Source organism: Streptomyces sp. NBC_01515 (assembly GCF_045040345.1).
GTDB lineage: Bacteria > Actinomycetota > Actinomycetes > Streptomycetales > Streptomycetaceae > Streptomyces.
Genome location: NZ_CP109416.1, coordinates 385,284 through 408,691 on the forward strand (window position 1 = coordinate 385,284; position 23,408 = coordinate 408,691).

Here is a 23,408-nt window from a genome sequence, read left to right on the forward strand (position 1 = left end):
TTACTTACGGCCCGCGGTCTGTTCGACCGCGCGCACGATCTTGACGTAGCAGCCACAGCGGCAGATGTTGCCGCTCATCCACTCCCGGATCTCCTCCGGCGAACGGGTGTGGCCCTCCTGAATGCAGGCGACGCCGGAGAGGATCTGCCCAGGGGTGCAGTAGCCGCACTGGAAGGCGTCCTCGTCGATGAACGCCTGCTGCAACGGGTGCAGTTCGTCGCCCTCGGCCAGGCCCTCGATGGTGGTGACCTCGGCGTCTTCCAGCCGCACGGCCAGCGTCAGGCAGGAGTTGACCCGCTGTCCGTCGACCAGCACCGTGCACGCTCCGCAGGCGCCGGCGTTGCAGCCCTTCTTCGAGCCCGTCAGATCGAGGTGCTCGCGCAGCAGGTCCAGCAGCGAGGTCCGGTTGTCCACGGTCACCGTCCGGCGGGTTCCGTTGACCGTCAGGGAGACACGGCTGGAGGGTGCGGCCCCGGCGGCGGCCGCTTCCTCGGAGCCGGCCAGGAGCGTTCCGCCGGCCACCACGACACCGCCCACCGCGGCGCTGGTGGCGATGAAGGTGCGCCGGCTGGGCCCCGAGGTGGACTCACTGGCTCCAGTGGGGGGAGGAACAACAGATTCAGAGAGTTCAGAGGACATGCGTACGCCTTTGCGTCACGGACGGATCAGTCGTGTACACCAGCGGGAGACAAGGCACGGGATCGACGTCACCGCGGGAATCAGGGTGACCGCTCGCCTCGGCAAGGCGGCTGATCACGCCGGAAGTCTTGCACCACCGACACCGCCCATGGCAGGGAGACTTTTATCCCCCCTTGGTTTCCCTGTCCGCAAGTAGGCGGTAACGGCGCGGTATTTCGGAACCTGGCGTGACCGCTGCTCGCGGAGACCCGACTCGGGGGCCCCGGGTCGGGTTTCCGTCTGTCAGGGCTCAGCGTCGCCGGAGGCGCAGCACGGGGACCAGGTTCAGGAGCAGTCCGATCGCCGCGACGCCGGTGACCAGGTTCAGGCCGGGTCGGTAGGCGGTGAAGTCGCCGCTGCTGTCGCCCGCGTGGGCGATCACGGCGGTGAGTACGGCGAGGACGAGGGCGGCGCCGACCTGGCCCGAGGTCTGCACCAGGCCGGAGGCGAGGCCCTGTTCGGAGTCGTCGATGCCTTCGGTGGCCTGGGCCATGATGGCGCTGTAGCCGAACGCGAAGCCGCCGCCGAGGAGCAGGAGTGACGGGAGCATGGCGAGCAGGTAGTCGGGCGAGGAGCCGGCCGTGGCCAGGAACCAGGCGTAGCCGAGGGTCAGCGAGGTCATCGAGGTGACGATCAGTGGGGCGGTGCCGAAGCGGTTGACGAGTCGGCCGGTGAGGGGCGAGCCGACGGCGACGATCAGGCCGACCGGCAGCAGCGCGAAGGCCATGCGCAGAGGCGACCAGCCGAGCCCGTCCTGCAGGTACAGCGTCATCATGAACTGGAAACTGAGGTAGGAGCCCATCAGCGCGACGATGCTGAGGTTGGCCCGGACCGTGGTGGCCTTGCGCAGGATGCCGAAGCGGACCAGCGGGTGCCGGACCCGCTTCTCGATCAGGACGAAGGCGAGCAGCAGCAGGGCGGCGACGCCGAAGGCGGCGAGCGTCGTCGCGGAGGTCCATCCCGTCCGAGGGGCGGTGACCACGGCGTAGACGGCGAGCAGCATGCCTGCGGTGAGGGTGACGGCTCCGGCCGGGTCCTGGCCGCCGGTTTCGGCGCGGCGGTCGCGCGGGATCAGGATCAGGCCGACGACCAGCGCGAGCAGGGCGAGCGGGACCGGCATGAGGAAGGTCCAGCGCCACCCGATCCCGGTGAGCAGACCGCCCAGGATCAGGCCCGACGAGTAGCCCAGGGCGCCGAAGAGGCTGAAGACCGACAGCGCCCGGTTGCGCTGCGAGCCCTCCGGGAACGTCGTGGTGAGGATCGACAGGCCGGCGGGCGCGGTGAAGGCGGCGGCCACACCCTTGACGAAGCGGGTGGCGATCAGCAGCGAACCGCTGTCGACGAGGCCGCCGAGCAGCGAGGCGGCGGCGAAGACGGCCAGCGCGACGAGGAAGACCCGGCGGCGTCCGAGCAGGTCGGCGGTGCGACCGCCGAGCAGCATCAGGCCGCCGTAGCCGAGGACGTAGCCGTTGATGATCCACTGCAGTGAGCCGGTGGCCATGCCGAGGTCGTGGCCGATGGAGGGCAGGGCGACGCCGACCATGGAGACGTCGAGGCCGTCGAGGAACAGCACGAGGCACAGCACGGCGAGGACGGCCCAGAGGCGTGCGGTCCAGCGCGGTTCCGGGGCGGCCGGGGGCAGGGTTCCGGGGCGGGACTGGGTCAGGGACATGGGGAGGTGGATCTCTTTCCTGGCGGATGAGCAGGCAGGTCGGACGCCTCGGCGCTGAGGGAACCGGAAGGAATAGGAAGAGGGCCGGACCGGGGGGCGGGGACGCGCGGCGCCGTCGGCCTCGTGACGAGCGTGCCAGGAGTGCCGTACACGAAGAAGGGAGAGCCTCTTCCTAGGCGTGGGCCGCGTAGGAGGAAAGGCTCCCCCTTTGAAGGGGAATACCCGAGCTACGGTCAGGCAGAGCTGTCGCTGGTCGAACGGCTGGGGTCCGCCGCCCAGGACGCCAGCATGCGCAGGCTGTCGTGGGTGGGTGTGCCGGATTCGGCGGTCCACACGATGATCTGCAGGTCGGGGTCGGCGGCCCAGGTGACGGCGTTCCAGTCGAGATGCAGGTCCCCGACCACGGGGTGGCGCAGGTGCTTGGTCCCGGTGTCCCGGACGGCGACGTTGTGGGCACCCCACCACTGGCGGAACTGCTCGTCCCGGACCGAGAGCTCGCCCACCAGGGCGCTGAGCTGCGCGTCCCCGGGCTTGTTCGTGTTGTGCATCCTCATCTGGGCGATGGCCAGCCGGGTGACGCCCTCCCAGTCCGCGTACAGCTCACGCATCGTGGGGTCGGTGATGAGCAGCCTTATGTAGTACCGCTGCTTCTCGGGGATCTTCCCGAAGTCGGTGATCAGGGCCGCACCCATGGCGTTCCAGGCGACGATCTCGGTGCGCGGACCGATCACGAAGGCGGGGGTGTGCGCCATGTCGTCGAGCATGCGCTGCAGCTGCGGCTGCGCCTTGAGGCGCGGCTGTCGGCGGGGCGGGCGGAATTCGTCCTTGGCCGCGAGCTCGTACAGGTAGGCGCGCTGGTCGTCATCCAGGTGCAGCACCCGGGCCAGGGAGTCCAGCACGGAGGGCGACGGCTGGATACGGCCCTGTTCGAGGCGGGCGTAGTAGTCGGTGCTGATGGCCGCCAGTACGGCGACCTCCTCACGGCGCAGGCCCGCGACGCGACGCGAGCCGCCGTCGGGCAGGCCGACGGCGGCCGGGTCGAGCTCGGCGCGGCGCGCCTTGAGGAATTCCCCCAGATCGTGGCGGTGAGGATCGCGATTCATGCCATCACCTTGGCATCGGAAAACGGCGTTGTCAGGGGGAGAGATCTGTCCCTGGAAGCCCTGGAAGTCCTCACCGTGGAGCAGACGTGCCGGCCCGCGGGATCAGCGAACGCGGGTCCACTTCCCGTGAAGCTGGACGAACTCGCCTCCGATGACGGAGCTGGCCATACAGGTGCCCTCGGTGTAGTCCTCGATGTGAGTGACGTGGTCGCCTGAGTCGGGCTCGGTCCAGCGGACGACGTACAAGCCGTCGCGGAGCTGGGTGGTGGTGTACTCCATGGTCTGCTTCCGGCCCTTGATGGCACCGCCGGTGACCTCGAAGCCGACCCGTGTCGCCGAGTCGAAGGTGATCTCCACCGTGAAGTGGCCGAGCGGGGTGTCCGGGCCGAGGTCCGCCAGCCAGGTCTGGCCGACGCTGGGGAGAGTCGCGTTGTCGTCCATCGGTACTGCCTCTTTCTTTGAGCGGCGGTGCAGGGGGTCAGCTCAGATTCCTGACGACTTCCTGGGCGAGTGGGACGGCCGAGGCGGGGTTCTGGCCGGTGATGAGAGTGCGGTCCACCTCAAGGTGAGGGGCGAAGTTCTCCTCGCCCTTGCGGTAGTCCACGCCCACGTCCGAGACGAGACGATCCTGCAGCAGCCACTTCGCCCGGTCGGCGAGGCCGTTCTGGATCTCTTCGGAGTTGGAGAGACCGGTGAGGCGGTAGCCGGAGAAGGGGGACTTGCCGTCGGCGTCCACGGTGGACAGCAGCGCGGCGGGGCCGTGGCACACCAGCGACACGATCTTGCCGGAGGCGAGCCAGTCGCTGAGCAGCCTGCCGGCCGCGGGGTCGTCGGAAAGGTCCTCCATCGGGCCCCAACCGCCGGGGACGAACACCGCGTCGTAGTCGTCGATGTTCACGTCCTCGATACGGATCGGGCTCGCCAGTTCGGTGGCCTCGCGCAGGGCGGTCCTCATCTGCTCGGCGCCCTCCTCACCGCCGTTGAAGTCCGGTGTGAGGCTGAGTGGGTCGGCGGTCGGCGGGACGCCGCCCGGGGTGGCCGCGGCGATCTCGTAGCCGGCCTTCTTGAAGACGCCGTACGGACCGATGGCCTCCTCGGCCCAGAAGCCGGACGGCTGCTCGAACCCGTCGGCCAGGGTCCAGTGGTCGGCGGCGGTGATGAGGAAGAGGATCTTCGCCATGGGGTGCTCCCTGGAATGAGTGCGGGCGGTCAGTTGTTCGCGGCCTGCTGGACGACGTGGCTGTCGGCGGCCTGGATCAGGTGGGTGAGCTTGCCGCCGCCGACCGTCCACAGGTGGATGAAGCGCGCGTCCGACTCCTCGCCGGACTTGGACACGGCGTGGTAGTGGCCGCGCACGAAGACGTGCTCACCGGCGTCGTAGAAGTCCTCGGCCACCGGGCCGAAGGAGGCGAAGCGCGGCGCGAGCCGGGCGAAGAAGTCGCCGCCGGCACTGGCCCAGGTCTTGTAGACGCCGCCGTAGGGGAAGCCGGGAGTGATGTCCCAGAGGATGTCGGGGTCGATGAGCTCGGCGACCACGTCCGGGGCCATGCCGGAGTCGTAGAGCCGGCGGACGAGGGCGACGTTCGGGGAATCGGACATGAGAGTGCTCCTTGGGGATCTGCGGGGGGGTAACGGGGGGACTTGTCTCAGGCGGCGAGAGCGGCACGGCCGGCGCGGAAGAACGCGGTCTGCTGTGCGACGCGGGCGCCGAGGCCCTCGGCGGTGGCGATGTCGGACTTGTGGACGGCCTCCGGGCCGGCGTCGACAGGAGTCTGGGCACCCGCACCGACGAAATAGCCCAGACGGTTGATGTCGTCCTCGCTGCCCTCGGTGGAGGCCCAGCCCGGCTGGACACCGAGGCTGACCCAGTGCATGCCGTGCTGGGCCGCCATGGTGAAGAAGTAGCCCAAGGTCGAGGACTTGTCGCCGTTCTTGGCACCGGAGTTGGTGAAGCCGGCGGCGATCTTGTCGGCCCAGGTCTGGGTGTACCAGCGCTTGCTGCTGGCCTCGGCGAAGGTGTGGAAGGCGGCGGAGGCGGTGCCCATGTAGGTGGGGGCACCGAAGATGATCGCGTCGGCGGCGTCCAGCTGCGCCCACTGCTCATCTGTGATCGTGTCCACGGATATGGAGATCACCTCGGCACCGGCTTCCGCGGCACCGCGCGCCACGGCCTCGGCCATGACGGCGGTGTGGCCGTAGCCGGAATGGAAAGCGACGGCGACCGTGGGGCGGGAGGTGGATGACATGGGGGTATTGCTCCTCGAAAAGGATTGCGTGAATCGTGTCCTGAAAGCATGGCATGGAATTCAACAGCGAAGGTAGGAAGGATTTATCCCTGGCTTTACGCCGGGAATCACCTGCTGATTTTACGAATTCATGGCGAGGGTCGCCGCCCTGAACGAATGGAGGCGCAGGTGCTCGTCCGTACGCGAGTCGGGTTCGGCGCTCCGGACGATCAGCTGTTGATCGGGGTCGGCCGCGCACGTGAGGGCGTCCCGGGCGAGGGTGAGTTCACCGGCGACCGGGTGGCTGAACACCTTGGTGCCACCAGCGCGGGAGCGGCCCGCTGCCGCAACACGGCCACGTGTTGCGAGCCGAGTCCTCCCAGTCGGCGTACAGCGTTCTCATGGCCGGGTCGGTGAAGAGCTGCGGGTGCGGCAGTCCGTGCTGATCGCGGCCGGCACGGCCACCTCGTCCCGGCGCAGGCCGGCCACCCGCCGGTCGGTTTCGGGCAGACCGGCTGTACGGGGGCTGAGCTCGGCCCTGCGGGCCCTCAGGAATTGACCCAACTCCTTACGGTGCATGCTGCTGTTCATACGGGCCAGTCCGAGCTGTCCGCCACTCGGCTGGGTAGGAAGGTTTTATCCCTGGATAAGTCTTCCCTGGGGTGAAATTCTCCTCTGTACGGGCCCTGCGGGTGGTGAAAGAGTCAGAGACCGGCAATTGTCCTTCACAGGCCGTCAACGCTTCTTCATTCCCCATTGGCCGTCGCCGAGGAATCCGGTACGCCCGGGTGACACCGCTGCCCGAGAAACACATCAGGAGAAAAGACATGCGCGCAACCGTGATCCACGCCCCAGGTGACATCCGGGTGGAGGACGTCCCCGAGCCCAAGATCGTCAACCCGACGGACGCGATCATCCGCACGGTCGCCACCTGTGTGTGCGGCTCGGACCTGTGGCCGTACCGCGGTCTGGAGGCGGTCGGCGACCCGCACCCGATGGGGCACGAGTACGTCGGCATCGTCGAGGAAGTCGGCAGCGAGGTCGGCAACGTCAAGCCGGGCCAGTTCGTGGTCGGCTCCTTCGCCACGTCGGACAACACCTGCGCGAACTGCCAGAGGGGCTGGCAGTCCTCCTGTCTGAACCGCGAGTTCATGGGCACCTGCCAGGCCGAGTACGTGCGCATTCCCAACGCCCACGGCACCCTCGTGGCCACTGACGAGCACCCTTCCGGCGATGTGGTGCCGAGTCTGCTGGCCGTGTCCGACGTGATGGGCACCGGCTGGTTCGCGGCCCTCGCCGCTGAGGTCAAGCCGGGCTCGACGGCCGTCGTGGTCGGTGACGGAGCGGTCGGCCTGTGCGGTGTCATCGCCGCGAAGGAGCTGGGAGCGGAGCGGATCATCGCCATGTCCCGGCACGAGTCCCGGCAGAAGCTCGCTCTGGAGTTCGGAGCCACCGACATCGTCAGCGAGCGCGGCGAGGAGGGCATCGCCCGCATCAAGGACCTCACCGGCGGCATCGGTGCCGACTCTGTTCTGGAGTGCGTCGGCACCGCCCAGTCCATGAGCCAGGCCCTGCACTCCGCGCGGCCGGGCGGCAACGTCGGCTTCGTCGGCGTCCCGCACGAGGTGGCCGTCGACGGCCAGGAGCTGTTCTTCTCCCAGGTCGGCCTGCGTGGCGGCCCGGCTCCCGTGCGCCGCTACCTGCCCGACCTGATCGACCGCGTGCTGTCCGGCCACATCGACCCGGGCAAGGTCTTCGACCTCACCCTGCCCCTGGAGCAGGTCGCCGAGGGCTACAAGGCGATGGACGAACGCCGCGCCATCAAGGCCCTCCTCAAGCCCTGACCCGGTCGCCTCGTGGACGTGGAACTGCGCCGGCCGCGCCCACGCCCACGAGGGCACACCCCGCCGCACTGTCGTAAAGGAGGCAGACCCATGACGACCTGGACGAACGACGAACTGACCCGGATCGAGCACGCCGAGGAACTCCAGATGGCCCCCGTGCGCAGCGACGGAACGCCGCGCGCACCCGTGCCGATCTGGGTCGTCCGCGACGGCGACGACCTCTACGTCCGCTCCTTCCATGGCAACGCCGGCGCCTGGTACCGCGCGGCCCGGGCCGGCCACGAGGGCCGTATCCGCTCCGGCGGCGTCGGCAAGGACGTCGCCCTCGTCGAGGTCACCGACCCCGGCGCCAACGACCGCATCGACACCGCCTACCGCATCAAGTACGGCCGGTACGGCGCGAGTTACGTCGATCCCATGGTGGCTGCGCGGGACACGACCCTGAAGCTCGTACCGCGCTGAACATCGGCTCTTTCACCCCTCCAGGAGAAGCACCTTGCTCGGTCTCGAACTCGTCGTGGTCCTGGGCGTGGCCGTGCTGGTGGGCAACGTCGTGGGACAACGCCTCGGCATCGCCCCGCCCGTAGTCCTGCTCGTGACGGGTGTGTTCCTGGGGTTCATCCCGGCCTTGCGGAACGCGCAACTGCCCCCGGACGTCGTGCTGTTGCTCTTCCTGCCGGTGCTGCTGTACTGGGAGAGCCTGACCACCTCCCTGCGGGAAATCCGCACCAACCTGCGTGGCATCCTGCAGCTGAGCACCGTACTCGTCATCCTCACCGCCTGGGCCGTCGCCGCGACGGGGCACGCCCTCGGGCTGCCGTGGGGGCCGGCGTGGGTGCTCGGTGCGGCCATGGCGCCCACGGACGCGACGGCGGTCGGCGTCCTCGCCCGCGCCCTGCCGCGCCGTCAGGTCACCATCCTGCGCGCGGAGAGCCTGGTCAACGACGGCACCGCGCTGGTCGTCTACGGTCTGGCCGTCGGCATCACGGTCGGCGAGGAGCACCTGAGCATTCCGCACGTCGGCGGGCTGTTCCTGCTCGCCTACGGGGGCGGGGCGGCCGTAGGCGTCGCGGTCGCACGGGTCAACATGAACCTGCGGCGCCGCCTGACCGATCCTCTGCTGGGCAACCTGGTCATGATCCTGGCACCCTTCACCGCATACCTGCTGGCCGAACTCGTCGAGGCGTCCGGCGTCCTCGCGGTGGTCGTCAGCGGCCTGATCATGTCCCAGGTCGCCCCGCGCATCATCCAGGCCGAACACCGCACGCAGGCACTGGCGTTCTGGCCGCTGGCCACCTTCATCATCAACGGGGCACTGTTCGTCCTGGTGGGGGTGGAACTTCAGTACGCCGTCCGCGACCTGGGACGCGCCGATCTCCAGGACGCGCTGATCGCGGTCGGTGTCATCTGCGTGGTGTTGGTCGCCGTGCGCTTCGCGTTCCTCTACGCCTCCACCTACCTGGTCCGGGCGTTCGACCGCCGTCCCCAGCAACGCATGCTTCGCGTCGGTCACCGGACCCGGGTGGTCAACGGGCTGGCCGGATTCCGGGGTGCGGTCTCGCTCGCCATGGTGCTCTCGGTGCCGCAGACCCTCGACTCGGGCGAGCCGTTCCCCGACCGCAGCTTCATCGTCTTCGTCACCTCCGGCGTCATCCTCGCGACCCTGGTGGTGCAAGGACTTCTGCTGCCAGTGGCGGTGCGCTGGGCGAAACTGCCGCCCGACACGTCCGTCGACGAAGAACACGACCTCGCCGAGACCACCGCCATCGAAGAGGCGATCAAGGCGCTACCCCGGCTCGCCGCCGACCTGCGGTCGGAACCGAAGATCGTCGAGTGGCTGCGACAGGAGTACGAGGCCCACCTGGCGTCCGTCCGAGCCCAGAGCGCAGGCGCCCACGACGACCCCGCGGTGCTCCAGCACCAGGACTACCTCGCGCTGCGCCTGGCCCTCATCACCAACAAACGCGCCACCGTCGTCCGGCTGCGAGACGAGCGCCGGATCGACGACACCGTACTGCGCCGCCTGCAGGCCGCCCTCGACAGCGAAGAGGTGCGTCTGTCGGGAGGCGCGGCAGTCGAGTGACTCATCCCTGAGGAAGGACTTTCCATGAAGGCCATAGGACTGACTGCATTCGGCGGACCCGACGTACTGCGCGTCCTGGACCTTCCGGTCCCCGAGGCCGGGCCGGGCGAGATCCGGATCCGTGTACACGCGGCGACGGTCAACGCCGTCGACATGTTGGTGCGCCGGGGAATCGCGTTCGTCTCCGACGCCGAGCCGCCCTATGTTCCCGGGATGGATGCGGCGGGCGTGGTCGAGCAGATCGGCAAGGGAGTCGACACCGATCTCGCCGTCGGCGACCACGTCATGGCCGTCGTCGTCGTCTCCGGAACGCACGGAGCGTACGCGGACCACGTCGTCGTGCCCGCCGAGTCGGTCGTCCGCGTCCCGGCGGGCGCAATCGACATCGAGGCCGCCACGCTCCCGATGAACGGGCTGACGGCCCGTATGGCCCTGGACCTGCTGGAACTTCCCGCGGGCGCCACCGTGGCGGTCACCGGAGCGGCCGGCGCGGTCGGCGGCTACGCCGTCCAACTGGCCAAGGCGGACGGGTTCCGGGTGATCTCCGACGCGGCACCGAAGGACGAGCCACTGGTGAAGGAACTCGGCGCTGACGTGATCCTGCCTCGCGGTACCGAGTTCCCCGAGCTGGTGCGCAAGGAGATACCTGACGGAGTCGACGGCCTCGTCGACACCGCGGGCATCGCCGCCCTCGCCATCCGCGCGGTACGCGACGGAGGCCGAGTGGCGACATCGGTCGGCGGCATCCAGGTCCGCGTTGAACGCGGCATCGAGACCCGCAACACCTTCGTCCCGCAGTACGCCCGCGAGTACGCCAAGCTCGACCGCCTGCGCGAACTGGCGGAGAAGGGCAGCCTCACCCCTCGGGTGGCGCGGACCCTGCCGGCCGAGCAAGCCCCCGAAGCACACCGACTGTTGGAGGCAGGCGGCCTCCGAGGGCGAGTGGTGCTCACTTTCTGAGCTTCCGATCGAGAACGGCAGCGAACTGCGCGCAGTGACTGCTTGTGCCCGCCGGACGAATCGAAGGAGCTTTCCGCACCGCGCCCAACCAACCGCGTGCAAAGCCGTTCTCTGGGGAGAATCTGGGGAGTACGAGCAGCTCTGGGGAGCGCCTGGGGAGAATCGACTGCATGACCGGGCGCCGCCCAGAAAGACCCAGAAAGACGGATCAGCCCAGGCCAGAGACTTGTTCAGTGGCATCGCTGCAGGTCAGAGCCACCTGGTGGACAACTTCAAGAAGATCTCCTCGGCGACTGACGTACAGCACCGCGAGGTCGCCGACCTGTCACGAGCAGGTGTGCGACGGCGACCAGAGGCACCGCTCCTGATCACACAGTGCCATCCCGGAAGGGGGGCCGACCGGATTCGCTCCAGTCGACCCCTACTTCTATATCGCGCGCACTCGCCTGCGCGCACGGCTGTCCCTTCCGTTCGCCGGGTCGCCCTGCCCGGCTCAGCCCTGGGCCAGTTCTGCCACGGGCTGCCACTTCTCCCACACCGCGAGACGCTGCTCGTAGTCGGCCTTGGCGATGCCCAGCGGAGCCGAGCCGAAGAAGCAGCGCAGCGGCGGCTCGTCGGCGTCGACGATCTCCAGCACGGCAGCGGCGGACGCGGTCGGATCGCCCGGCGTGCCGACGCGCTTGCGGCGCTGCTCCTGCACTTGCTTGTGGAAGTCGGCGTACGCGGGCAACGGCTCGGAGGTGCTCGACGAGGAGCCCGCCCAGTCGGTGGCGAACCCACCGGGCTCGATCAGTGTGACCTTGATGCCGAACGGCGCCACTTCCTGGGCCAACGCCTGGCTCATGCCTTCGAGCGCCCACTTCGACGCGTGGTAGATCCCGACCAGCGGGAAGGCGCTGATGCCTCCGATGGATGAGACCTGGAGGATGTGTCCGCTGCCCTGCTCGCGCAGGAACGGCAGCGCCGCCTGCGTGATCCACAGGGCACCGAACAGGTTGGTCTCCAGTTGCGCACGCGCTTCGGACTCGGTGAGTTCCTCGACCATGCCGAAGTGGCCGTAACCAGCATTGTTGACCACCACATCGAGGCGCCCGAACCGCTCGTGCGCCTGCCGTACGGCGGCGAAGTCGGCGTCACGGTCCGTCACGTCGAGGCGCAAGGGCAGCAACCGTTCTCCGTACTCCGCGCGAAGGTCCTCCAGGGTGGAAAGGTCACGCGCGGTCGCGGCAACCGAGTCGCCGCGTTCGAGGGCGGCGACGGCCCACTCCCTGCCGAAGCCGCGTGAGGCACCGGTGATGAACCAGATCTTCTGCGTCATGGTGTGCTCCTCAAAGAAACTCGTCAGCCGTAGCGTCAGTACATCGCGGTGTTCCATCCACCAGACAACACTCAGCTCGCAACGCACGCCACACCAACCGGGGGCGAATCAACTACACCGCTCCCGACAACCTCCGGAGTCAGCGGGCATCCGGCGCTACCACGCGGACTGCCCCGCAGCTCACGGTGCCCACGGGCCTTCTCGAAAGCATGAGACGACTCCAGCTCACGCCGCTTGGGACGCTCGGCGCCCATCTGGGTCAGCAGCGCGGCACGCAGGACACGGGCGCTGGTGGGCGGCCTCCGTTCAACGGCGGTTGGCCACCCTTCTCAGGGAGAGGTGGCCACAGCCGTTCCGGCGCCGAACGTCCTATCGTGTTCCACCGCCGCGATCACCTTGTTGGGAGTTACCGCCCTGAGAAGGTCGCTCAGACCCAGCGCACGGGAGTTTTCTCTACGACTACGACTACGGCCCCGAGCGCCTCGTCATCGCCAAGTACTGCGCACTGGGGACGGGCACCCGGTTCCTCACGAACGGCGCCAACCACCGCATGGACGGCCCTTCCCCCCACCACGGGCGACTCCTGGGCCGAGTACTTCGACCTCATCACCGACCTGCCCGGCCGGGGCGACACAGTCGTCGGCAACGACGGGTGGTTCGGCCACGGCGTCACGGTCATGCCCGGTGTACGCATCGGCCACGGCGCGATCATCGCCGTAGGCGCCGTGGTCACGGCGATGTCCCCGACCACGGACTCGTCGGCGGCGACCCCGCTGTAGGGGGCCCACCAGCTCGACCAGCCCTGACAGCGCCTTCTCACCACACCCTCGCACGCGTCCCGCGCAAGACAACGAGTGATCGCCCATGTCCCGTCGCCGCGCCCGCATCGCGATGGTCGGCGTCCCCGTCGTCAGCCATGTCCTGCCCAGCCTCGCGCTCATCCGTGAACTGGTGGCCCGCGGGCACCGGGTCACCTACGCCGACGACCCGAGCAGGATCACGCCGCCCACTCGACCAGTACGGCCTCCTGGCGGCGAGCACCGCTGTGTTGATTCGCCGCGAGCCCTCAGGCTCCTGCCGAACGGCGGCTCATGACGGGTTCGGCCAGCAGTCTCGCCGTTCGGCAGAGGCTTTGGCCGTGCTGGGCGAAGAGTTCGTCACGTGAGTCGAAATGGCCGAGGTCGGTCCGGACGTAGGCCGAGAGGTCGCACGAGGGACCGGTGGCCGGGCAGACCGTCGTACCGTCCCAGTCGATCGCCGTACGGGACAGCGCCTCGAAGAGTGTCTCCGGGCCGGTGTTCGTGAAGCCGCCGCCGCCGGCTTCGTTCAACTCGTCGAGGTCTCCGAAGAGTTCCGAGACCGTCAGCCACGGTGCGGTGGGACGGCCGTTCCGCGGCGGACCTTCGATGTGGAACTCCGGCCATGCGAGCACGACTTGGTGCGGGACCAGCCGATGAGCCCGGGGGAAGCGCGGGTACCAGAAGCTGCCGTCGACCAACAGGCCGCGCACGCGCGTGGCGACTCCGGTCGCCCGCGCGACCGCCTCCAGCACTGCCAGCCGCTGGCTGCACGACCCCCGTCCCCGGCGCAGCACCTCCGAGACGGGTCGCTCGTCCTGCACCGAGTACACCGGCCGCACGGCCGTGGCGATCCGTTGGTGCGCCTGCTGCAGGACCGCTGTCCGGCAGGCGTCCGAGGCGTCGTCCGTGTCCGTCGGCAGGTCGAGACGGCGCAGCAGGGACGAGACGTTCGGATGCCACCAGTCGAGAATCCGCGTCGGGGCCGTGCTGCCCGCACCTCCTCCCATGTCGGCGCCACGTGTGCGGACACGGCCTCGCGGCATGAGAAGTGAGCTCGTCATGACGGTGATCCTCTCCCCCAGCATCCTCCCCGGATGGCGAGACCCATCATGGCAGCACTTTTGAACGCGTTCAACTATGAGGTGAGGCGATCCGGGTATCGGGAGATGCCTGCCGTCCGCACGCCCGAGCGCCCGGACAACGGGCGATCACCGGACCGAAGAGCCACAGGTCGGGCGCACCGCTCTACCACCGACCGAGCCGTCCCAGTGTGCGGCCGCCGCCAGGACGGCCGCGGCCGCGCCCGTTCCGAGGACGGCGCCGGCGACCACGTCGCCCGGGTAGTGCACCCCGGTGTGAACGCGCGAGTAGCCCACGGCACAGGCCAGCAGTCCGAGAGGGACCGTGACGGCCGGGAACGCGGGCCCGACCGCCGCGGCGAAGGCGACGGCGGACGCCGTGTGACCGGAGGGGAACGACGCGGACGCCGGCATGGGGACGTGCCGACCCGGGAACGGCGAGTCCTCGGCACGGTGCGGGCGTGGCCGCCGTACAAGACGCTTGCCCAGGAGGTTGGCCGTGGTGGACGCGACGCCGATCGCTGCCAGACCGAGCACCGCAGCGCGGCGGGAGCGGCCGGGGCGCAGGGCAAGGCCGGCGGCGATCAGGAGGGAGATCTTGGAGTGATCGGCCGCTGCGGACAGTCGACGCAGCGCCGGGTCCAGTGCGGGTGTGCTGGTGACCGTCACGGCCTCGTAGAGGGCCTGGTCGAGGCTGGCGAGGTCGCGCAACAGGCCCTGCGGTACTCGTCGCTGCCGAGTCCGGCGGTCAATCATCGCTCTGCTCCTGGTTCTTGTCGCGTGAGGGGGCTGCTCGGTCGTGGCTCTCGCGTGCTTGGGGCGACAGGTCGAAGGCGAGGCGCATGACGCGGTACCAGTCGACGGTCGGTGCGACGTACGGTGCCCCGGGACGTTCCCGTGGCACGCGGACCCGCAGCACGCCGGGCCGTATCGAGCACACGACGGGCGGAGGCAGGACGAGTGCCTCACCGTCCACCGCCACCGGGATCGTCTCCTCGTCGGACTCCACGACGACGCTGCGGGACGTCAGGACCGTCATGCCGCTGGCCCGCTCCCCCAACAGCGCCAGTTCGGCGGCCTGTACGGCGCCCCCGACCCGGACCGCGATCACGCCGAGCTCGCCCGTGTCGAGCCGCTCCCTGCGGCCACCGGTCAGCGGGTCGGCCCGTGCGTAGGGGTTGTTGCTGACCAGTACCGCCTGCGGGGCCTCCAACCGCTCTTCGTCGGTCCGGGCACTGAGTGCGGCGCCCGCCTCGCCCGCCAGCAGGTCCGGCAGCTGGTCGAGCGCGGTGACCGCTTTGGCGTCGCGGTAGTCGGGGTTCTGCACGATGTGCGCGTACGTACCGAACGAGGCGGTGTTGACGAAAGGCCGGCCGGCGATGTCCCCGAGGTCGACGCGGAGTTCGACACCGTCCGAGAGCGCGTCCAGGCTGCTCACCGGATCGTCCCGGTCCAGGCCGAGGTCCATGGCGAAGTGGTTGCGGGTGCCGGCCGTCACGACCATGAACGGCAGACCGTGTTCGGCGGCCACTCCCGCCACCAGGGCCTGGGTGCCGTCGCCGCCGGCCACACCGAGCAGGTCGGCTCCTTCGGCCACGGCCTGCCGGGCCAGTGCCACCGGATCCGGATCCGTGTCGAGGTCGAGCAGGATCACTCGCGCGCCCAGTGCCTCGGCCCGCTCCACCAGTCCGTACTGCACGACCTTCCCGCCGCCCGACTTCGGATTCATGATCAGCACGGCCCGGCGGGGCGGGCGTACCGTGCGGGTGTGCATGCCGTGCGGCCTGCGCAGACGGCGTAGGGCACTCCGCGCGCAGCCGAGCGCGGCCGTCCACGCCGCGAGGGCGACCACCGCGACCAGCCACAGGCCGGAGACGGCGTACAGCACCAGGACGCCGACGGGTGCGGTGATCGCCAGCAGTGCACCGAGAAGCCGGGCGAATCCGCGGTGCGCCAGCGCCCACCACAGGCCCGCGCCGGCCAGTCCGAGGCCTGCCAGGCCCAGCAGCAGGATGAACCAATGGTTGGTGCCGGCCACCACTGCCGCCACCGCGCCCGCGATGCACAGCAGGGCGAGACGAGCCAGGGCTCGCGCCGAACCGAGACCCTTGTCGGGTCGTTGGCGCTCCGTCTCACGCTTCGTTCTGGTCTCGTTCAAATCGATCCCCCGTCATGAATGAGGTGGACGGCCGCGATCGCGCAGCGGGTGCTTCGTCTGTCCGTCACACCGGCGATTCATGTCGGTGTCCATGAAACCTACGTGGTGTGCCCCGCCTCGTCCTCGACCGGGCGCGGTCGGCGGCTCGTGCGCAAACCACTAAGCGGATCGCAGGGGCGTGTTGGTTCGCGACGGTCGGGCTGCCGATGTCCACGACGCGACTCCCGTGCGGCGCATCCGGGGTGCGGCCCTCGCGCTCTCAACGTCGAGCCCTTCGAACTGCGGCCTCGTGTCTCTCAATACCGCGAGTCCGGCGTCTCCCGACCTCGTCGTCCCTGTCCGCCACCCCGTCTCCTCAACCGAGCCTCGACGACATGCTGCGCAAAGTGGATCAAGACTACAGGCCAGCTCGCACCGACCGTGTCAGACACCGGACCCGCCGGATCGCCCTGCCGGAGCTAGACGAGTAGTTCCGATTGTGGGGTTCACGGACGCAGGGAGGGTGTCCAACATCGGGTTGTGACGACCGATTTAGACACCCTCTTGACGGCACTGTACGTGCATGTCGATGACCATTTGAAGACACCGCGGTGGCGTGGGCGTCCGCCGCTGCTGACCGATGCCGAGCTGGTGACCCTGGCGGTGGCCCAGGCCGTCCTGGGCTTCCACTGCGAGGCCCGATGGCTGCGCTTCGCGCACGCTCACCTGCACAGAATGTTCCCGTACCTGCCGCAGCGGCCCGCGTACAACAAGCGCCTGCGAGCGGCTCTGCCCCTGGTCAAGCGGGTCATCCGGTCACTGGCAGCCGACACCGACCTGTGGCTGGACCCGCTGTGGGTCGTGGACTCCACGCCCGTCGAGTGCGCCCGCTCCCGGGAAACCGTGCGCCGCTCGGACCTGGCCGGCTGGGCCAACTACGGCTACTGCCGCTCCCACTCCCGTTTCTACTGGGGCCTGAAACTGCACCTGGTGTGCACCCCGGCCGGACTGCCCGTCACCTGGGCCCTCGCCGACCCGAAGATCGACGAACGGCAGGTGCTGGCCGCCCTGATCGACGAGGAGCCGCACCTGGCAGCCGCCCGGCCGGGCCTGCTGATCCTGGCGGACAAGGGCTACACCGCCGCCGAACTCGACCGCTTCCTCGCCGCCCGCGGCATCCAGCTGCTGCGGCCCTCCTACCGCAACCGCGGCACCCCACACCCCGCAGAAGCCCTGCTCAAGACCGTGCGGCAGCTGATCGAGTCGGTCAACGACACCCTCAAGGGCCAGCTCGACCTCGAACACCACGGCGGCCGGACCATCGAAGGCGTCGGCGTCCGCGTGGCCCAGCGGATCCTGGCGATGACCTGCGCGATCTGGCACAACCGCGCCATCGGCGCACCCATCACCAGGTCACTGATCGCCTACGACCACTGAGACACATCGGAACTACTCATCTAGCGGATCCGAGGTCTCCGTGCCCGGCGACGCCATGAAGCCAGAGTTCAGCGACCCCACCGTCCTCTACGCCTCCCGTACGTGGCGAACCGTGATCCGTCGGTTTCTGCTCTCGCCCGCCGGTCCACGTGTGGTCGGGCTCGGGATTCGGTGACCTGCGGAACCGCGGACCCTGGCCGGTGGGGATCCCGCGCGGGTCCGTGCAGTTCACGGTGACCTTCCGGCCGTCGGCTCTCGCTGGTTCGGGTGTTCTGGGGGCTCCCGGAGCGGCACCCGTCCGTCAGCTGACGGACACTCGGGCGCAACCTTCCGATGTTCTGGCGTGTCCACGTAGCGTGCTGACGATACGTAGAACATGGCGGACAGCGGCTGCCGCCGCCTTCGCGACCGCCGTCATGGCAGTGGCGACCCCGGCCGCCCACGCCGCCGGAACGACGCTCGTCCTGGACACCCAGGAGAACTACTACCTCCCCACCGGGGGCGAGGGCCCGAACCTGGACCTCGGCATCACCGCCTCGGGCGGGGACGCCCATGACGTCTCGGTCACGGTCGACGCGTCGTCCCTCGCCGGGAAGGCGACGATGGTGGTCACGGGGGACTGCGTGAGCACCGGCACCCTGAAGGTGAGGTGCGACGTGGGCCCGCTGTCGGGCAAGGAGTCGATCGACCCCTTCTTCCTGAAGCCCACCGCGGACGCCAAGGCGGGCGACACCGGTGCCATCACCTACGCCGCCACCGCCTCCGACGCGGCCACCGTGACGGGGAAGACGGACGTCCTGGTCGGCGGCCCGAAGCTCGTCGCCCGGCCCTACCCGGCGCTGAAGGGCATCGCGCCCGGCGCCGGCTTCGAGCGCACCCCGGCCTTCGCCGACACCGGCACAGCCCCCGCCGGCAAGGGCGTCATGCTGCTGGTGCAGGACTCGGACGGCGTCGCTCTCGCCCGTGACCACTCCAACTGCCACTACTCGGACCGGCCCGACGTCGGCGCCTGGTGCCGCTTCGACACCCCGGTCGCGCCTGGCACGGCCTACGAGACGGACGCGCCGCTGCGCTACACCGCCACCAAGGACACGATGTACGGCTACAACACCTACGTCGTGTGGCCGGTCGGCGGCACCGCGCCCGACTCCTTCGACCCGTCCGACTTCCCCGGCACCGGCACCGGCGCGCCGCTCGGCCTGAAGTCCGTCGCCTCCGGCTCCGGATTCACCGGCTCGGGGTACGGCACCTTCGCCACCACCCAGCACGCCGACTACCAGGCGCTCGGTGACACGGTCGAGGGCAAGGTCGGCGAGACGGTGAACATCACCGTGGGCGTGCGGAACAACGGGCCGGGCCTGATGGACTTCCGGTGGATGGACGCCGACAACTCCGGCACGTTCGTGGTGACCCCGCCCGCCGGCACCACCATCACCGGCGCCCCCGGCCCCGGCGAGCAGGGCGACCCCGGGCCGCAGTGGAACTGCACACCGGGCAAGGCCGGCGCGAAGAGCTACACCTGCGACATCGCCAGCACGGACTTCAAGCCGGGCGACTCGGTGACCCAGGAGTTCACCGTGCGGATCGACAAGGCCGTCCCCGACGCGCGGGGCAGCGTGCGGGCGGTGGAGAACCCCGAGTACCCCAATCGTGACGACGACGCGGCGAACGACACCACGGCGATCACGGTGAAGGCCACCGGCTCGGCGACGTCCAGCCCCTCGCCCAGCGCCTCCGCGTCCCCGTCGGCCACGCCCACCGCGAGCCCGTCCGGCTCCGGGGCGGGAACCAGCAGCGGGACGACGACCGGCGGCGGGCTCGCCGCCACGGGCGCGGACGGAGTCCTGCTGCGGGCAGGCATCGCCGTCCTGCTGATGGCGGGCGGCGCGCTGGTGTTCCTGGTGGCGCGGAGGTCGCGGACGCAGGGCGGCCGATGAGGCGATACGTCACCTCGCGGCCCGCATTTCGCCGGTAGCCCGCGGAGCCGCCGAAGCTGGCAGACAGGCCGCAACCGGCTCACCGACCCGCGGAGTTGACGCCCTCGAAGGCAACCCGCACAGCCGCCTCTCCCGGTGCTACCCCCGGCTCCGGGAGAGGCGGTTCCTCCAGAACCTCGACGCCTCCGGTGCCCCGGAACCCCTGCCGCCCGCATCCAACGGCCGGCATCGGCGCTGCCGCGCTCGCCTCCCGTCCGGGGCTGCAGGCCGTGTACACCGCTTCGCAACGGGCCGAGGACCACCCGAGGGGACACTCAGACGGTCGCGGCGTAGGTCCAGAAGTCGCGCATCCACGCGGGAAAGGCAGGACCGGACAGGCCGCAGGGGGTGAAGAGGACGGTGACCGTGTCGGTCGACGGGTCGATGTGCGCGGCGGTGCCGGTGCCGCCCACCCATCCATAGCGGCCGGGGGTGTTCCACGGCTCCGCGGAGGTGACGTCGACCGAGCCGCCGTAGCCCCATCCCTGGCCCTGGAGGAAGAGGTCGCCCTCGGTGCGCTGGTCCGGGGTGAGGTGATCCGTCGTCATGAGGCTTATGGACTCCGGGGAGAGGACCGTGCCGCCGGCGGCCAGCAGCATGCGGCCGAAGGTGTGCCAGTCGGCGACGGTGGACACCAGGCCTCCCGCGCCCGAGGCGAAGGCGGGCGGGGTGGACCAGGCGCCGTCGGCCGCGTCGGCGAAGGTGTGGGTGCCGTCGGGGGCCGTCAGGTAGTAGGGGGTGAGGCGGTCGCGCTCCGCTGCCGGTACGGAGAAAGCCGTGTCCTTCATCCCGAGCGGCTCGAAGATCCGCTCGGCCAGGAACTCCGGCAGCGCGCGCCCCGCGGCCCGTGCCACCAGCACGCCTTGCAGGTCGGAGCCGGCGTTGTACAGGAACGCCTCTCCGGGCTGTCGCAGCAGGGGGATGTCGGCGAGGGCGGCGACCCACTCGTCCGGGTTCAGCGGCGACCGTGGACCCCCGTTGTACACGGCCACGTCCGCGAACAGGGGCTGAAGGGCGGGCGCGCTGAAGTCGGCCCCGAAGCCCCATCCGGAGCGCGACGAGAGGACGTCCTCGACGGTGATGGGGCGGACGGACGGCACCACGTCGTCCAGTTCGCTCGCGGGAGTGCGGACGACCTTCGGGGACGCCAGTTCCGGCAGCCAGCGCGCGATCGGCGCGTCCAGGGTGAGCACGCCGTCGTCGACGAGCGCCAGTACCGCGGCGGCGGTCACGGGCTTGGTGACCGAGGAGAGCCGGAAGAGGGTGTCGGCCCGCATCGGCGCCGAGCCCGCGGGCTCCGTCGATCCCACGGCCGCGACCTCCACCTCCCCGGAGCGGTCCACCAGGGCGACCGCTCCGGGGAAGGCTCCCTCGGCGACGTACTTCTCCAGCAGTGCGGTCAGATCGCTCATCAGGTTCTGCCCCTCGTGTCATGGCCGACGACGGCGGATACGTCTCTAGGACCTTCCGCCGGCCCGGAACTCATCGGCGCAGACCCTCACGCCTCCTCAGCGGCCGTGGGTCGAGGTGCTGCGGTAGTCGGTGTACGTGTAGGGGTTGTCGAGGACCTTGGCTTCGGGGACGTCCGGGTTCATGCCCTTCGCCCAGGCTTCCTCGCCCATCGTCGACCGCAGATGGTCCACGGTCCGCTCGACGGTGCGCCGCACCGCCGCCAGGTCGGTGTCGAGCAGACGGTGCTCGTACTTGACCACCCGGCCGTCGACGATGACGGTGTGCACGTCGCCCCGCTGGGCCTGGAAGGCCACATGGCCGTACGGGTTGAGCAGCGGGAAGGAGACCGGCGAGCGGTCGTTCTTCAACAGGACGAGGTCGGCCTTCTTGCCCTCCTCGATGCTGCCCAGGTCGTGTTCACGGCCAAGTGCCCTGGCACCGCCGCGTGTTGCCCACTCCACCACCTGGTCGGCGCGCAGCGCGCAGTGGGTGACGGTCTCGCCCTGGGCGTGGGCCTCCAGGTGCTCGCGGGCGCGGTCGGCGCCGAGGGTGGTGCGCATGGCGGAGAACAGGTCTCCGCTCCACCACACGCTCGTGTCCATCGACAGGGAGACGGGGATGTCGTGGGAGCGGACCGCCCAGGTCGTCGGGTAGCCCTGGCCGGCGCTCTGCTCGCTCTCCGTGGACACCGAGACCGAGCCGCCCGTGGCCGCGATGCGGTGGTAGGAGTCGGCCGACAGGGTAGAGGCGTGGACGTAGACCGTCTCGGGGGTCATGAATCCGTGCTCGTGCATGAGCCGGATGCCGTCGTCGTTGGTGGCGCCCCAGACTCCGGCGTGGGTGGTGACGGCGACGCCCAGGTCGCGGGCGACCTCGAAGGCGGGCTTCTCGGGGAAGGCCGGATCGCCGGTGACGTCGAAGGCGATCTGGAAGCCGAGCATGTCGTCGCCGGTGATACGGCGGCGCACGAAGTCCCGGAACTGCGGCGCCGCGGTCCATTCCGCCGGGGCCTGCTGGATGTTGCCGTAGGCGAGGACGAACCGGCCGGGCACGGCCCGCAGCGCGTCCACCGCCGCGTCCGCGTGGTCGACCGTCTGCAGTCCGTGCGACCAGTCGACGACGGTGGTCACCCCGGCGTCCAGCGCCTCGACGGCGGCCAGGAGGTTCCCGGCGTGCACGTCCTCGGGCCGGAAGGCGGTGCCGTGTTCGAGGTAGTACCAGACGAAGTACTGGGTCAGGGTCCAGTCGGCGCCGTAGCCGCGCATCGCCGTCTGCCACATGTGCCGGTGCGTGTCGATCATGCCGGGCATCACGATGCCGTCGGACGCGTCGATCTCAGCGGTCCCCTCCGGTACGGCGAGCCGCGGGCCGACCGCGGTGATCCGGTCGCCCGTCACGAGCACGTCGGTGTCGCTCAGCACCCGCCGTGCGCGGTCCATGGGCAGGACGGTGCCGCCGCGCAGGACGACGGGTCGCCCCGGCTGGAACGGGGTGGACTGGCTCATCACTGAATCTCCCACTCGACACCGGACGACTGTCCGCATGACGGCTATCGGTTGGTGACCGATCGTCGTCAGGGTGCTGTCCGGTGTCAATACTCCGCGGTTTCCGGATTCCGCCCGGCAATGTCCCCAGCCGTCCGCTCTGCGGTCGGCTCGGAGTCGCCGCGTCCGAGCCATCGCGACGGGGGCCTGTTCTGCTGCGTAGAGTGCCCTCGGCGCGTGTCCGTAGGGCGGACATGCGTGAGCGAAGCCGACGGCGACCAGAAGGAGCCACCATGCCGCGCGAAGGAACCGGACCCGATTTCATCGAGGCGCTGGCCCGGGGCCTGGAGGTCATCACCGCCTTCCGGCCCCGGCAGCCGGTGATGTCGCTGTCCGACGTGGCGACCACGACAGGGCTGGCCAGGCCGACCGCACGCCGGATCCTGCTCACCCTGACCGAGCTGGGCTACGTACGCCAGCAGGCCGGCGGTTTCGTGCTGACCCCGCGTGTCCTGGACCTCGGCGTCGCCTACGTCCGCTCGACGGGACTGTGGGACGTGGCCCGCCCGCACCTGGAGTGGCTGGTGGAGCGCACGAACGAGTCCTGCTCGATCGCCCAGCTCGACGGCTCGGACATCGTCTACGTAGCCCGGGTCTCCGTGCCCAAGATCGTGACCCTCGCCGTGCAGATCGGCACCCGCTTCCCCGCACTGCCCACCTCCCTGGGCAAGGTCCTGCTGGCCGCGCTGCCGCCCGACGAGGCGGCCCGGGTCCTCGCCGAGCCCAGCCGCTCGGGCCTGGAGTCGGTGTGGCACCCCGCCCGGGCCGAATGGGAGGCGGAGCTGCGGGAGGTGCGCGCGCGGGGCTGGGCGGTGACCGACGAGCAACTGGCCAGGGGCATCCGTTCGGTGGCGGCTCCGCTGCGGGACGGCTCGGGCCGCGTCGTCGCGAGCGTGAACGTGAACGCGCACGCCGCCGAGACCTCGATGGAGGTCCTGCTCGACGACCACCTGCCGCTCCTCCTCCAGGCCGCCGGCGAGATCAGCCTGGACTTCGCCCGGCTGGAGTCCGCACCCCACGCGGTCCTGCCGTCCGGCGCGATCGTGTCTTGACGCCTCCGTCGTCCCGGACAGAGAATCACTGTCCGGACGACTGTCCGG

At 69.9% G+C, this 23,408-nt stretch carries 21 protein-coding genes and 3 pseudogenes; 9 read left to right on the forward strand and 15 right to left on the reverse strand.

Annotated elements, in window-relative coordinates:
- The 9 genes and pseudogenes from OG407_RS01385 to OG407_RS01425 all read right to left on the reverse strand — a co-directional run bounded on the left by OG407_RS01385 (position 1) and on the right by OG407_RS01425 (position 6,269).
- Entirely contained in the window at positions 1 to 639 is a 639-nt protein-coding gene (locus OG407_RS01385; protein WP_405854159.1) for a (2Fe-2S)-binding protein, read from the reverse strand.
- Positions 640 to 928: 289 nt separating this feature from the next.
- Entirely contained in the window at positions 929 to 2,350 is a 1,422-nt protein-coding gene (locus OG407_RS01390; protein WP_405854161.1) for an MFS transporter, read from the reverse strand.
- Positions 2,351 to 2,583: 233 nt separating this feature from the next.
- Positions 2,584 to 3,453: a helix-turn-helix transcriptional regulator gene (locus OG407_RS01395; protein ID WP_405854163.1), complete on the reverse strand. Its 870-nt coding sequence runs from the start codon at positions 3,451 to 3,453 to the stop codon at positions 2,584 to 2,586.
- 102 nt (positions 3,454 to 3,555) lie between these two features.
- Positions 3,556 to 3,894 carry a MoaF-related domain-containing protein gene (locus OG407_RS01400; RefSeq protein ID WP_405845688.1) on the reverse strand — a complete coding sequence of 113 codons (339 nt, stop codon included), beginning with the start codon at positions 3,892 to 3,894 and terminating at the stop codon, positions 3,556 to 3,558.
- 37 nt (positions 3,895 to 3,931) lie between these two features.
- Entirely contained in the window at positions 3,932 to 4,633 is a 702-nt protein-coding gene (locus OG407_RS01405) for a type 1 glutamine amidotransferase domain-containing protein (RefSeq protein WP_405854165.1), read from the reverse strand.
- A gap of 29 nt (positions 4,634 to 4,662) precedes the next feature.
- Complete coding sequence (locus OG407_RS01410) at positions 4,663 to 5,052, reverse strand: nuclear transport factor 2 family protein (protein WP_405854167.1); 390 nt, start codon at positions 5,050 to 5,052, stop codon at positions 4,663 to 4,665.
- Between the two features lie 47 nt (positions 5,053 to 5,099).
- Complete coding sequence (locus OG407_RS01415; protein ID WP_405845685.1) at positions 5,100 to 5,699, reverse strand: NAD(P)H-dependent oxidoreductase; 600 nt, start codon at positions 5,697 to 5,699, stop codon at positions 5,100 to 5,102.
- A gap of 120 nt (positions 5,700 to 5,819) precedes the next feature.
- Positions 5,820 to 6,005, reverse strand: a pseudogene (locus tag OG407_RS01420) (transcriptional regulator); the annotation flags it as partial.
- Between the two features lie 72 nt (positions 6,006 to 6,077).
- The gene (locus tag OG407_RS01425; RefSeq protein ID WP_405854169.1) at positions 6,078 to 6,269 is read right to left on the reverse strand and encodes a hypothetical protein; all 192 of its coding nucleotides are present in this window, start codon (positions 6,267 to 6,269) and stop codon (positions 6,078 to 6,080) included.
- Between the two features lie 236 nt (positions 6,270 to 6,505).
- On the opposite strand from OG407_RS01425, the gene OG407_RS01430 reads away from it, so the two are divergent.
- From OG407_RS01430 to OG407_RS01445, 4 genes are all read left to right on the forward strand, one after another.
- The gene (locus OG407_RS01430; RefSeq protein WP_405854171.1) at positions 6,506 to 7,522 is read left to right on the forward strand and encodes a zinc-dependent alcohol dehydrogenase family protein; all 1,017 of its coding nucleotides are present in this window, start codon (positions 6,506 to 6,508) and stop codon (positions 7,520 to 7,522) included.
- Positions 7,523 to 7,612: 90 nt separating this feature from the next.
- Positions 7,613 to 7,984, forward strand: a complete 372-nt coding sequence (locus OG407_RS01435) for a DUF2255 family protein (RefSeq protein ID WP_405845683.1) — start codon at positions 7,613 to 7,615, stop codon at positions 7,982 to 7,984.
- Positions 7,985 to 8,018: 34 nt separating this feature from the next.
- Complete coding sequence (locus tag OG407_RS01440; protein ID WP_405854173.1) at positions 8,019 to 9,605, forward strand: Na+/H+ antiporter; 1,587 nt, start codon at positions 8,019 to 8,021, stop codon at positions 9,603 to 9,605.
- Between the two features lie 24 nt (positions 9,606 to 9,629).
- Complete coding sequence (locus OG407_RS01445; protein WP_405854175.1) at positions 9,630 to 10,565, forward strand: NADP-dependent oxidoreductase; 936 nt, start codon at positions 9,630 to 9,632, stop codon at positions 10,563 to 10,565.
- Between the two features lie 493 nt (positions 10,566 to 11,058).
- On the opposite strand, the gene OG407_RS01450 is transcribed toward OG407_RS01445, so the two are convergent.
- Complete coding sequence (locus OG407_RS01450) at positions 11,059 to 11,883, reverse strand: SDR family oxidoreductase (RefSeq protein ID WP_405854177.1); 825 nt, start codon at positions 11,881 to 11,883, stop codon at positions 11,059 to 11,061.
- A gap of 460 nt (positions 11,884 to 12,343) precedes the next feature.
- Between OG407_RS01450 and OG407_RS01455 the strand changes: the two are divergent.
- Together OG407_RS01455 and OG407_RS01460 are read left to right on the forward strand one after the other, a co-directional pair.
- Positions 12,344 to 12,658 (forward strand): annotated as a pseudogene (locus OG407_RS01455) (antibiotic acetyltransferase); the annotation flags it as partial.
- Positions 12,659 to 12,747: 89 nt separating this feature from the next.
- Positions 12,748 to 12,873: pseudogene (locus OG407_RS01460) on the forward strand (glycosyl transferase); the annotation flags it as partial.
- 76 nt (positions 12,874 to 12,949) lie between these two features.
- On the opposite strand, the gene OG407_RS01465 reads toward OG407_RS01460, so the two are convergent.
- The 3 genes from OG407_RS01465 to OG407_RS01475 all read right to left on the reverse strand — a co-directional run bounded on the left by OG407_RS01465 (position 12,950) and on the right by OG407_RS01475 (position 15,920).
- The gene (locus OG407_RS01465; RefSeq protein WP_405854179.1) at positions 12,950 to 13,744 is read right to left on the reverse strand and encodes a transglutaminase domain-containing protein; all 795 of its coding nucleotides are present in this window, start codon (positions 13,742 to 13,744) and stop codon (positions 12,950 to 12,952) included.
- A 147-nt stretch (positions 13,745 to 13,891) separates the two neighbouring features.
- Entirely contained in the window at positions 13,892 to 14,518 is a 627-nt protein-coding gene (locus OG407_RS01470) for a phosphatase PAP2 family protein (protein ID WP_405854181.1), read from the reverse strand.
- The gene (locus OG407_RS01475) at positions 14,511 to 15,920 is read right to left on the reverse strand and encodes a diacylglycerol/lipid kinase family protein (protein WP_405854183.1); all 1,410 of its coding nucleotides are present in this window, start codon (positions 15,918 to 15,920) and stop codon (positions 14,511 to 14,513) included. The genes OG407_RS01470 and OG407_RS01475 overlap by 8 nt, the downstream gene beginning before the upstream one ends.
- Before the next feature lie 519 nt (positions 15,921 to 16,439).
- Here OG407_RS01475 and OG407_RS01480 point away from each other — a divergent pair.
- Together OG407_RS01480 and OG407_RS01485 are read left to right on the forward strand one after the other, a co-directional pair.
- Positions 16,440 to 17,336 carry an IS982 family transposase gene (locus OG407_RS01480; protein WP_405854185.1) on the forward strand — a complete coding sequence of 299 codons (897 nt, stop codon included), beginning with the start codon at positions 16,440 to 16,442 and terminating at the stop codon, positions 17,334 to 17,336.
- Positions 17,337 to 17,692: 356 nt separating this feature from the next.
- Positions 17,693 to 19,273, forward strand: a complete 1,581-nt coding sequence (locus OG407_RS01485) for a hypothetical protein (protein WP_405854186.1) — start codon at positions 17,693 to 17,695, stop codon at positions 19,271 to 19,273.
- Between the two features lie 314 nt (positions 19,274 to 19,587).
- On the opposite strand, the gene OG407_RS01490 is transcribed toward OG407_RS01485, so the two are convergent.
- Both OG407_RS01490 and OG407_RS01495 read right to left on the reverse strand, forming a co-directional pair.
- On the reverse strand, positions 19,588 to 20,724 hold the full coding sequence (locus OG407_RS01490) for a serine hydrolase domain-containing protein (RefSeq protein WP_405854188.1): 1,137 nt from the start codon (positions 20,722 to 20,724) through the stop codon (positions 19,588 to 19,590).
- A gap of 96 nt (positions 20,725 to 20,820) precedes the next feature.
- Positions 20,821 to 22,269 carry an amidohydrolase family protein gene (locus tag OG407_RS01495; protein WP_405854190.1) on the reverse strand — a complete coding sequence of 483 codons (1,449 nt, stop codon included), beginning with the start codon at positions 22,267 to 22,269 and terminating at the stop codon, positions 20,821 to 20,823.
- A 272-nt stretch (positions 22,270 to 22,541) separates the two neighbouring features.
- Between OG407_RS01495 and OG407_RS01500 the strand changes: the two genes are divergently transcribed.
- Positions 22,542 to 23,360, forward strand: a complete 819-nt coding sequence (locus OG407_RS01500; RefSeq protein WP_403605978.1) for an IclR family transcriptional regulator C-terminal domain-containing protein — start codon at positions 22,542 to 22,544, stop codon at positions 23,358 to 23,360.
- Positions 23,361 to 23,408: the final 48 nt, after the last annotated feature.